The following is a 10,771-nucleotide window of genomic DNA, read 5'->3' on the forward strand; positions in this document are numbered from 1 at the left end:
AGGTGATTTTTTTGTATAACTTCTGTCGCGCACCCGCATAGCAGGTGGTTTATTGTTTCGCACGCTTCGCGAGCTCAACAGGCTAAAGCCCATAATAAAATAGCTCAGCAAATTTTTGCTGAGCTATTACACATGAGTTATTGCACAATAAAAAAACCTTTCTAATCATAGAAAGGGCATTATTAATACTAGTAGAACAAATACAAAGTAAGATCTCTACTACTAAATAACACCTCCCCATCCTCGTGAGTAATAAACAGCGCTGTTACCATTGGCAGGTCTCCTGACTTAGGAATAACAAACCTTACACCTTCCCATGCATATTGCACAGTGGCATTTGTAGGGTTCTATCCATTACAGTGGCGGGACCGTGTCGGAATTTCACCAAACTTCCCTTTTAAGCAATTTCATAAATGAAACTACACCAACAGTCATAGTATTCAATTTTAATTTCAACTAGAATATATCATTACTTAAAATAATTGTCAACAATTCTTTTAAATACAATTTAATGCAAATATATGTGTTATACTAAAATCCATTAAAGACTATTTAATAATAAAAGCATTTCTCTTAATTTTGCATTTACAAACATAAGTAATACTCCTAGTGAATATGTATTATTTAAGACAAGCCACTAGGGGAGGTATATATGAAAAAGAACATTAGTATATGTATTATTGTTTTACTTCTATTTATTTCTTCTTATAAAAATATATATGCAGAAGAAAATGATCAATATAAACAATATACAGCAGTGGTTACTGAAATAGAAGAAGATGCGAAAAATGATGGAATTATCTATCATATACAAGCTAAGTTTAAGAATGGACCTTATAAAAATAAATTAATAAAATTTGATCATATACCTATCGAAAACACACAATCGGACATTGAGCTGAGAAAAGGCATGACTATTATTGTTAGTCTATACTTAGTAGATGGAAAAATAGAAAGAGCAGATTTATCAGATGTGTACCGAATAGATACTATAAAAGTACTAGCTATTACTTTCATGGTTTTTCTAATTATCTTTGGAGGATTTAAAGGATTACGGTCAGCATTTTCACTAATACTCACATTTTTATTAATTATTTTTTGTTTAATACCTTTATTATTGAATAATTACAACCCTATACTAGCAACTGTTATTACTTCTTCCATTGCCATTTTTATAAACTTCCTATTAATAAGTGGTTTTAGCAGTAAAAGTTTTTGTGCTATTATAAGCACAATAGGAGGTACGATTGTAGCAGGACTTTGTGCCTATTATTTTGGTAATTATATGTCATTAACTGGTCTTGCCGATGAACACGTTCAAAACCTTGTTGCCTACACAAATATATCTATAGATTACCGTGGATTGCTTTTTAGTGGAATTATAATTGGTACTATTGGAGCTGTAATGGATGTCGGCATGTCTATCACTTCTTTTATCTTTGAAATAAAGAATAAACATCCACATACATCCCAATTATCACTGTTTAGATCAGGGTTAACCGTAGGAAAAGACATTATGTCCACAATGACAAATACTTTAATTCTAGCTTACGCTGGTGCATCACTGCCACTATTACTTTTTTTTGTAACTATGGATGCTTCATTTATAGATTCAATTAATATGGAATTTATATCAGAGGAAATACTTCGTTCGCTATGTGGAAGTATTGGTTTAATTCTGACAATCCCAATAAGCTCTTTTATGGCTTCTATAAAAGCATAACCATTCTAATTTAAAAATAGTATACAGCATTAATGAAAATAAATGAAAAAGATAGCCGCCTTATTGTCAAGACAGACTATCTTCTTATTTATAATAGAAAAGATAAAGCTGTAGTTTTTTTATTCTTCATCTTTCTTAACTATTTCAGTTAAAGAAGTTGCTAATCCAGCTAAGTTTTGTATTTCTGATGGTATGATTATCTTTGTTGCTTTACCATCAGCGGCTTTAGCAAAAGCTTCTAATCCTTTTAAAGATATAATTTGTTGTGTAGGAGCAGATGCATTAAGCATTTTTATACCTTCTGCTGTGGCCTGCTGAACTTTGAGTATAGCTTCAGCTTGACCTTCAGCTTCTCTAATAGCTGCTTCCTTCTTAGCTTCTGCTCTTAATATTGCGGCTTGTTTTTCTGCTTCTGCTTCAAGTATTGCAGATTCCTTTTTACCTTCAGATACAAGGATAGCAGATTTCTTCTCTCCCTCTGCTCTTAATATAGCTTCTCTTCTTTCTCTTTCTGCCTTCATCTGTCTTTCCATAGCATCTTGAATTTCTCTCGGTGGAATTATATTCTTTAATTCAACTCTGTTTACTTTGATACCCCATGGGTCAGTTGCTTCATCTAGTATGCTTCTCATTTTTGTGTTAATTGTATCACGAGAAGTTAAGGTTTGGTCTAATTCTAAATCTCCTATGATATTTCTTAATGTAGTCGCAGTAAGGTTCTCTATTGCAGATAATGGATTTTCAACACCATAAGTATAGGCTTTTGGGTCAGTAATTTCATAATATACTACTGTATCTATCTGCATAGTTACATTATCTTCTGTTATAACTGGTTGAGGTGGAAAATCAACCACCTGTTCTTTTAGTGATACCTTATTTGCAACTCTATCTAATAGAGGTATCTTTACATGTAGTCCAACATTCCACGTATCTTGAAATGCACCTAATCTTTCAATAACAAAAGCATGTGCTTGAGGTACAATCCTTATGTTAGTAATAATAAGGATTATAGCTATAAAAAATAGTACTAAAAAAATAATAAAACCAGGCATTATTTGTTCCTCCCTTTAATCAATTTTTTTGACAACTAGCTTTACGCCTTGAATCTCCATAATTTCAACCTTGCTATTTTCTTCTATTATTCGTTCATCATGTGACTTTGCAGACCATTCTTTTCCTGCTACCTTTACTTGACCTAAGCCTTCAATAGGGTTGATTTCCATAGTTACAATTGCTGTTTTGCCTATTAACCTATCAGCATTCGTCCTAGTGTGCCCTATTTTTAACACTCTTTGAGCTATTGGTCTTGTGAAATACAGGATCACACTTGATGAAATTAGAAACGCTAAGACCTGCACTAGTAAAGGTGCATTAAATTCAGCAAATATTAAAGCGATAATTGCACCAGCTGCAAACCAAATAGTTGTGAGTCCTAATGTAGCAGCCTCTATAATCACACATGCTACTGCAATAACTATCCATAGCACCTCGTTAGAAAACTCAAACCCCATTACACCCCTTCCTCCTTTCATAGTCTCATATAATATATACCCAAAGACTATAATTATAACTTCTATTTTATCAGTTTATTTTAAATTTAACAATGGGGGTAATTACAACAATTGTTTTAACTTAAAATCAATGTAGTCACTAGAAATACAATAAAAATCAATTCCTTCAATATTTCCTTCAAACGCAAGCCTATGACCTTCTGAGTGTAAATGTCCATATACACATATTGAAACTCCATGTTTTAGCATTACATTAATGAACTCATTAGGTTCTTTATTTTCCATATTGAACGGAGGATAGTGAAGCATAGCTACTTTTGTTTTAACATCAGTTTTTACTGATGAGAGAGAAAGGTCTAGTCTGTTTACCTCTCTACTATAAATTTTTTCGTCATGTTCATCAAACTCATCACTATCTTTAGTCGGCCATCCTCTAGTTCCACATATAGCAATATCTTTATATATAAAGTTATCATTGTATAAAAAATGTATAGTGTCCAATTGAAGTGATTCAAGCTTACTCTTAGTAACCCACCAATAGTCGTGATTACCTTTACTAATCACCTTTTTACCAGGCAACTCATCTATTTTCTTTAAATCTATATATGCTTCTTCTGCCTTTAATGCCCATGAAACATCTCCAGGAATTAATACTAGGTCTTCAGATTTAACAGTTTCTTGCCAGTATTCAAAAATTTTTTCTTCATGTCTATCCCATTTTTCCCCAAAAATATCCATTGGCTTTTCGCCAGATGAATCTAAATGAAGATCTGCTATTCCATATATAGCCATTTTTTCACCTCATTACTTAATGTTAAAGCTTAACATTAACCACAAAATAGCTTGTTTTACAGTTTAATAAAGGTTAATGTACTACATTAACACTTTCTACATTACATACTAAGTTCAAAATCTTCATCCCATTAACTCTTTTTTATTAATATTTAAGTTTCAGTGTGAGATATTTATACTTGAACATAGTTATAGCTAACATTCATGGTATCTAAAAGTTCTCTTTCTCTAGTATGACATGTAAATAAAATAATTTGTCTATTTAAGCTTTCATTAATCAAAAAACTCATAATGTTACTTAGTCTTTCTATATCATATTGTATAAAGCAATCGTCAAGAATTAGTGGAAGCTTGTTTTCTCCTTTTATTATATCTACAATACCAAATCTTGTAGCAAAATATATCTGATCTATTGTTCCTCCACTTAGCTTTTCTATATCTATAAGCTTGTTGCTGCTTGGATCGATTATTTTTATATCTAGAGCTTCATTGATTTTAACTTCTTCATATCTATTTCCTGTCACATCTGCTAAAATCTTCCCTACCTCTTTATTTAATCTTGGTGCAAAGTCTCTTTGAATATTTTTAGATATTCTATCAATTGTCTCTTTAGCTAACTCTAATGAAGAAAGCTTATTTTCGTATTCATTCTTTGTTTTAGTTTTTCTTGTAATCTCTTCTTCAATAAATACTAATGGCTTTGTTGTCGAATATAAATTTTTAATTTTCTCTTCCAACCTAGTAAATTCTTCTCGCTTATTGATAATATGTTCATTAATCTGCTTAAGGCTTTTTCCTAAAGTTGGTTTATCTAAGCCATTCATATCTTTTTCTTCAACATCCTTATACTTTTCAGCATTTTTCATAAGAAATTCAATGCTATTGTCTCCTAAAATTCTCTTTAGCAGACTATTCTTGCTATCTAATACTTGCATCAACTTATCAAATTTGCTCTTATTATCTAACCCTTTTTTAAATCCAGAAATGCTATTTACTTTATTCTTTTCAAGTATAGTTGCTATATTACTTTGTATTTCTTTATATCTTGCTTCAATATTCTTAATCTCATCGCATAATTCTGATTGTTCTCTTTGGATCTCTTTTTTAAGTTTACTAGTTTCAAGATATGCAGAATAATTCTGCTTAAATTTTAAAATACTGTTTTGATTAACATAGTCTTCACACTGTATTAGTATTAAAAAAGCTTTTATCTTATCTTCTAATACCTGAATTTCTTCAATTAGTTGATTTTTCTTGAGCTTAAGCTCTTCAATTATAAGTAGCTTTTCTCCTAATAGTAATGAATTCTTGGAATGTTCATTGGCAAGCTTTCTTAGCTCTGACTTTGAACTGCATTCATATTTATTAAGTATATCACTTAATTTAGAGTCTATTTCTTCAATCTTACTATTCTTTTCATTCTCCCTACCTTCTATCTCAGTTATTTGACTATTCAATTTTGAAGTATATGAATTAACCTCTTTTATTGTATAGACAGAATAAAAAAATAACGCTACAGGCAGAATACTAGCAAAATATAAAACAGGATCAATAATTAGTCCACATATTATTGAAGCTAGTTCCAGAAATATAGAGGCTATCTTTACATTTCTAAACTTTACTAAGCTCTTCTGTTTTTCTTCTAATCTAGCTGTTAGAAATGCTAAATTACTGCTTTCATTGTTATATATAAGTCTATTTTTCTCATCTTCAAGCTCTTCAAACATAAACATATTCTCATTTATATCAGTAAATTTTGCGTCTTTACCTGTCAATGTCTTAATGGATAATTCTTGAATCTTTTTATATACTTCTTCTAGTTCTCCTTTTTTTTGCTCCATTGTGTTATGATAAATAGTTAGTTTCTCACAATCATTCTCCTGTACATTAGAAAAACTTTCTAATTCTTTCAAACGCATTGATGTATCTCTCAATTTTACAGTTATTTTATTATATTTTTCATTTAAAGCTTCTTTATTATGCATTAGCTCTTTAAGAGTGTTTTCATGTGTAATAACCTCTGTATAATCCTCATAGCTTAGAGTACTATATTTTTTAAGATCATTTGTTTCTCTTTCCAACTCATCTATTTCTTCTATTAGCTTCACAGCCTCATTATATCTATGCTTAGCCTCATATATATCAAGCATAACTAAGCTATGCTGTATTTCCTCTTTTTGTGTGTTTATACTCTGTAACTCTTCAGAAATATTATTTAATCTTTCCTGATGCTCTTTTATTTCATCCATAACCGCATGTGCTTTTTTTCTTTCAATATCAAGAATGGCTAGCTCCTCAACAATTTTTCCATAAGGTGAAGTTTTTATCCTAGCCTTTGTTCCAATTTCATCAATTCTCTTATCAAGTTTCTCCATAACCTTTTTAATTGATATATCTTCGTCTAAGCTACCTCCTAGATTTATAAGACTATCTTTAACTTCTTTAGCAAGTCCATCTTCGGTCTTAGTACCAAGCTGTTTTATGCTTATGGTATTACTAAATACTATATTATTCAAATCTAAATGAACCGAAGATGGCTGATGTAATCGAGTTGTATTATCATACTCAAAGAGGTAAGTTATATCTTCACCAGTTCTTTCATCAAAAATCTTTACTTCGTCATTTCCTTTTATAAAGTTTCTCTCTATTCTATATATATTATTGTTGTGCATATATTTTAAGACTCCGTTATATTCATTTTGATTCCACGGAAAATATCTATCGTAATCATCTGAATACATTCGTCTTTTACTATATTGCCTAAAAAAACCAAAAAACATTCCTTCAATAAATTTATGCACAGTTGTTTTTCCAGCTTCATTATTCCCATATACAATATTAACACCTTTCTCTAGTACTAATGATTTATTATTAAATTTGCCAAAAGAGGATAAAATCAGTTCTTTTAACATCATTTTCTCACCTTCTCATTTAGTAGAACATCCAATCCAGAATAAAGTGCATCTTTTACTATGACATCTTCTAATCCCTTTTTCTCCATTTCTCTAATGAAGTAGCCTATAATATTATTCGAATTTTCCTTATAGATTTTATCCAAATCATAGTCAGGTACTGTTTTATCCACAATCTCAATATAATTAAAGTCATTAGTTACCAAGTCTTTAATATCATCTATTCTAAGACTAATATCACTATCTCTTATTCCTTTCATAACTATTCTATAAAGATTTTTCATTCTATTTTCATATGAGTCACAGCTACGTATTTCATCAATTATATCATTATAATTCATATTTTCAATTATATTTATCTCTTTAATTAAAAACTCTCTTTTGCTAAATGGAATAAAGTTAGCTTTAGTATCTTTTTCGGCTATTGATACTTCTACAATCCCATGCATTCCAGTTTCCCCAAAATCTAATGGTTCCGGGCTGCCACAATAGCATATTTTTTCAGTGATAAATTGTGGTTTGTGAATGTGTCCTAGTGCAACATAATCAAAACCTTTATCTATGATAACATTCTTGTTCATAGGTAGATATTCAGAGTCCTTATTTAACATATCCCCATGTACTAATAAAATGTTTATTTTACTTTGATCTTCTATTTTTATATTATCAGCTAAGTTTCTTTTTTCTTCTTTCTTGTCCCAGCTTAATCCCCATATTATTGTATTTAAGTCTTTAAACTCAAGCTTAGTGATTTGATTGCTTTCAAATATGTGTACATTATCTTCCCATTTTATCAATCTATATAACGACCTCTTTCCCAAGGTGTCATGATTTCCTGCAACAAGTACTACTTTAGTATCTTTAATCTCCTTAAATTTACTGTTTATTCTCTTAACATCTCCAATCGTACAGTACGCTTCTTCTAAAAGGTCTCCTGCTATCAAAAGAAAATGAGCATTTATTTGTTTACATTTATCTATGATTCTATCAAAGGTTTCCCATAATTCAAGTCTTCTTATATTAGAATGCTTGCTGTCAAAGCTTGCATTTTTAAACTCCATTCCAAGATGTAAATCACCTGTGTGTATAAATTTTATTTCCACAAATATCACCTCCATCATACAGAACATACTTTCGATAAAGGTGGTCCAAATTCCTGCTAAATACAGATATTTTGAATATTAAAAATTTAAATCCTGTCTAATTCTAGACAGGTCTTAAATTTATACTGCTTTTTTCTTTTCAAATATTGAAATACTAATAAGCATCATCCCTATATATATTATCAATACAAAAGATATAATCTTTATTCCATTTAGGTTGTTAATAAATGCATCAATAGAGCTTATATCAAAGCTTTTAGGTATATTCTTAAGAATATAAGATACAATTATCGGAGGTAAAAAGAAAATTCCAAAGAATAAAATTTTTGAAATATTAATTGCCCTAGTCGCACCAAACTTATATACAAGAATATATAGAAATCCAGAAAATAATAATGAAACACTTACACCTGCTAATATTAATAGCTTAGTAGCTTCATCTAGTATAAAGGTTCTTGAATATATTGAAATGACAGCATACGAAAATAATGCGCCGATAGCTGCTAAGATAATAGCAGTTATAAACTTACTTACAACAATTTTATATGACTTTATTGGCAATGTTCTCAACATCATATAGCCGCCATTTTTATCTTCATTATATTCATTTCTTGATACAATCCCGTACACTAATACAAATATGAACGCTGAGACCATGCCCAATTCTGTTCCATTGACACGATTAAATAAAATAAACATTACTCCTAAAACCATATATAGTATAATTGATTTACGTGATTGATATATATCTTTAAAAATAATATAGAGCATTATTTTCCCTCCTTAACTAGTGATATCAGAATATCATCAAGACTTGTATTTTCTACTCTTATAGCATCTTTAATATTCATCTTTTTAGTATATTCCTGTAATTTATCCAATGAGTCTGTAACACCAGAAATGCCAAAATAGTTTTCTTCTGTTTCCTTTAAATATTTTCTAATATCATCTGAAACAGCATCTTTTTTAATGTGCACTCTCTTCCAAGTAGACAATAATTTTTCTTTCTCTGCAGCTAATAATATTTTCCCATTAACAATATATGTCACATAGTCTGCAATCTTCTCAATATCTTCAGTAATATGAGATGATAGAAGTATTGATTTCTTTTCGTCTTGGATAAATTGTAAAAGTATATCAAGAATTTCGCTTCTTATGACTGGATCAACTCCTGAAGTAGGTTCATCTAATAAAAGGAGTTCAGGTTCATGTGCCAAAGCCAAAGCTATAGTTAACTTTACCCTCATCCCCTTAGACAGTTCTTTTATTTTTTTTGTTCTGCTAACTTCAAATTTCTCAATCAAGCTATTAAATTTTTCTTTATTCCAGTTTTTATAATATTGAGAAAAGAATTTTTCAGTCCATTTGACACTCATATCTTGATAAAAAAATTGCTGTTCACCTACATACCCTATCTTGTTCTTTATTTGCTCTTCATTAGCTTTATAATCTAGTCCAAATATTTTTATTTCGCCACTGTCATAGTTTATAAGATTCATTATAGATTTCATAACTGTCGATTTTCCTGCACCATTTGGACCTATTAAACCCATGATATATCCTCTTTTAAGATTAAAGCTGACATCCTTTAACTTGAATTCTTTATATTCTTTTCTCAATTTACTGACTTCTAAAATATTATCCATTTATGTCTCCCCCTATTTCATGTAATATTTTAATTAACTCATTTATATCAATATAATATTTATTAGCTTCATCAACTATCTCTTTCATTTTTTCCCTTATCTCTACCATCTTTTCACTCCTTAATTTATCTTTATTAATAGAGGTAACGTATGACCCTAAACCAGGTCTTGTTATGATATAACCTTCAGCCTCTAGATCCTGGTATGCTCGCTTGATAGTTATAACACTTGTCTTTAATTCATTAGCCATCATTCTAATAGACGGTAGTAATTCCCCTTCTTTCAATTCACTTGTAACAATAGCATTTATTATTTGATCTTTAATCTGTTTATATAAAGGATCTGGATTACTATTTGATATGGAAATAAACATATTTTCCTCCTCGTTCTGTGTATATAGTATATATACAGTATATATACTATATACGCTTTAGTCAATATACAATTCAATTTTTAATTACTATTTTTATCATGGTTATCTTGATATTCAGTTCTAATTTTAGAAGTGTACTTGAATATAAATGAAGAAACAATATAACGATTATTAGGTTTTTCTATGAAAACTTGGAAAAAGAAACTTAAAAATCTGTTAAGAAATCTGAATGTTCCATTTTATACATTTAATTTTAAGTTTTAATGATATATATCTATGTGATAATATTAAAGCAAACACAACATATTAATTTAGGAGGTTTATTATGGATATTAAAATTTTAGAAGAGGTCTGTTGAGGTGGAAGCAAATTAGCGCCCATCGTAGATGCGGCTTTACAACAATTGAAACTAAATTATAAATTTGAAATAGTAGCAAAGCGCCAAGAAATACTAAAATATGGCGTTACTAAAACCCCCTCTTTAGTAATAAACGGAGTTGTAGTACTTGAAGGAAAGGTTCCATCAATTTTAGAAATGCCTGATATACTATTAAATGCATTTAAGCAAGCTAAAGAACCTCCAGAAGTGTCTAAATAAGTCACTGCTGAAGGCTCTTTTTTGATTCTTTTATATAGAATATAAAGGGGTTGTCTCAAAATAAAATTTTGTGGCAGTTCCTTTATGCAAGTACTTTATTTCAATTCTCTGTT

The 10,771-nt window shown here is 29.8% G+C and carries 10 protein-coding genes and 1 riboswitch; of the genes, 2 read left to right on the top strand and 8 right to left on the bottom strand.

From position 1 onward, the window contains the following. Positions 1-256: 256 nt before the first annotated feature. Positions 257-444, bottom strand: a riboswitch (cobalamin riboswitch). A 208-nt stretch (positions 445-652) separates the two neighbouring features. Then, a complete protein-coding gene (locus tag HNR33_RS12895; RefSeq protein WP_429083924.1) occupies positions 653-1,723 on the top strand; it encodes a YibE/F family protein in 1,071 nt (356 codons plus the stop codon). 119 nt (positions 1,724-1,842) lie between these two features. Here the strand turns inward: HNR33_RS12895 and HNR33_RS12900 are convergent, their stop codons facing one another. From HNR33_RS12900 to HNR33_RS12935, 8 genes are all read right to left on the bottom strand, one after another. Next, positions 1,843-2,775 (bottom strand): SPFH domain-containing protein, encoded by a 933-nt coding sequence (locus HNR33_RS12900; protein WP_429083927.1) that lies wholly within the window; start codon positions 2,773-2,775, stop codon positions 1,843-1,845. A 15-nt stretch (positions 2,776-2,790) separates the two neighbouring features. Continuing rightward, a complete protein-coding gene (locus HNR33_RS12905; protein WP_429083930.1) occupies positions 2,791-3,234 on the bottom strand; it encodes an NfeD family protein in 444 nt (147 codons plus the stop codon). 102 nt (positions 3,235-3,336) lie between these two features. Beyond that, entirely contained in the window at positions 3,337-4,026 is a 690-nt protein-coding gene (locus HNR33_RS12910; protein WP_429083933.1) for a metallophosphoesterase, read from the bottom strand. 173 nt (positions 4,027-4,199) lie between these two features. Beyond that, the gene (locus HNR33_RS12915; RefSeq protein ID WP_429083935.1) at positions 4,200-6,941 is read right to left on the bottom strand and encodes an AAA family ATPase; all 2,742 of its coding nucleotides are present in this window, start codon (positions 6,939-6,941) and stop codon (positions 4,200-4,202) included. After that, positions 6,938-8,041: a metallophosphoesterase family protein gene (locus tag HNR33_RS12920; RefSeq protein ID WP_429083938.1), complete on the bottom strand. Its 1,104-nt coding sequence runs from the start codon at positions 8,039-8,041 to the stop codon at positions 6,938-6,940. Before HNR33_RS12920 ends, HNR33_RS12915 begins: the two co-directional genes overlap by 4 nt. A 120-nt stretch (positions 8,042-8,161) precedes the next feature. Beyond that, positions 8,162-8,812 carry an ABC-2 transporter permease gene (locus HNR33_RS12925; RefSeq protein WP_429083941.1) on the bottom strand — a complete coding sequence of 217 codons (651 nt, stop codon included), beginning with the start codon at positions 8,810-8,812 and terminating at the stop codon, positions 8,162-8,164. Further along, the gene (locus tag HNR33_RS12930) at positions 8,812-9,687 is read right to left on the bottom strand and encodes an ABC transporter ATP-binding protein (RefSeq protein WP_429083943.1); all 876 of its coding nucleotides are present in this window, start codon (positions 9,685-9,687) and stop codon (positions 8,812-8,814) included. The genes HNR33_RS12925 and HNR33_RS12930 overlap by 1 nt, the downstream gene beginning before the upstream one ends. Continuing rightward, positions 9,680-10,060 carry a GntR family transcriptional regulator gene (locus tag HNR33_RS12935; RefSeq protein WP_429083946.1) on the bottom strand — a complete coding sequence of 127 codons (381 nt, stop codon included), beginning with the start codon at positions 10,058-10,060 and terminating at the stop codon, positions 9,680-9,682. Before HNR33_RS12935 ends, HNR33_RS12930 begins: the two co-directional genes overlap by 8 nt. Before the next feature lie 379 nt (positions 10,061-10,439). Here HNR33_RS12935 and HNR33_RS12940 point away from each other — a divergent pair, with 379 nt between their 5' ends. Then, on the top strand, positions 10,440-10,658 hold the full coding sequence (locus HNR33_RS12940; RefSeq protein WP_429084205.1) for a thioredoxin family protein: 219 nt from the start codon (positions 10,440-10,442) through the stop codon (positions 10,656-10,658). The last annotated feature ends 113 nt before the right edge of the window (positions 10,659-10,771 follow it).

It is taken from the genome of Brassicibacter mesophilus (assembly GCF_050433385.1).
In the GTDB taxonomy this organism is placed as follows: domain Bacteria; phylum Bacillota; class Clostridia; order Tissierellales; family Proteiniboraceae; genus Brassicibacter; species Brassicibacter mesophilus.

What these genes read in the sequence shown, in the direction of transcription:
- HNR33_RS12895 (WP_429083924.1), top strand. Translation starts at nt 653, where the DNA reads ATGAAAAAGAACATTAGTATATGTATTATTGTTTTACTTCTATTTATT.
- HNR33_RS12900 (WP_429083927.1), bottom strand. Translation starts at nt 2,775, where the DNA reads ATGCCTGGTTTTATTATTTTTTTAGTACTATTTTTTATAGCTATAATC.
- HNR33_RS12905 (WP_429083930.1), bottom strand. Translation starts at nt 3,234, where the DNA reads ATGGGGTTTGAGTTTTCTAACGAGGTGCTATGGATAGTTATTGCAGTA.
- HNR33_RS12910 (WP_429083933.1), bottom strand. Translation starts at nt 4,026, where the DNA reads ATGGCTATATATGGAATAGCAGATCTTCATTTAGATTCATCTGGCGAA.
- HNR33_RS12915 (WP_429083935.1), bottom strand. Translation starts at nt 6,941, where the DNA reads ATGATGTTAAAAGAACTGATTTTATCCTCTTTTGGCAAATTTAATAAT.
- HNR33_RS12925 (WP_429083941.1), bottom strand. Translation starts at nt 8,812, where the DNA reads ATGCTCTATATTATTTTTAAAGATATATATCAATCACGTAAATCAATT.
- HNR33_RS12930 (WP_429083943.1), bottom strand. Translation starts at nt 9,687, where the DNA reads ATGGATAATATTTTAGAAGTCAGTAAATTGAGAAAAGAATATAAAGAA.
- HNR33_RS12935 (WP_429083946.1), bottom strand. Translation starts at nt 10,060, where the DNA reads ATGTTTATTTCCATATCAAATAGTAATCCAGATCCTTTATATAAACAG.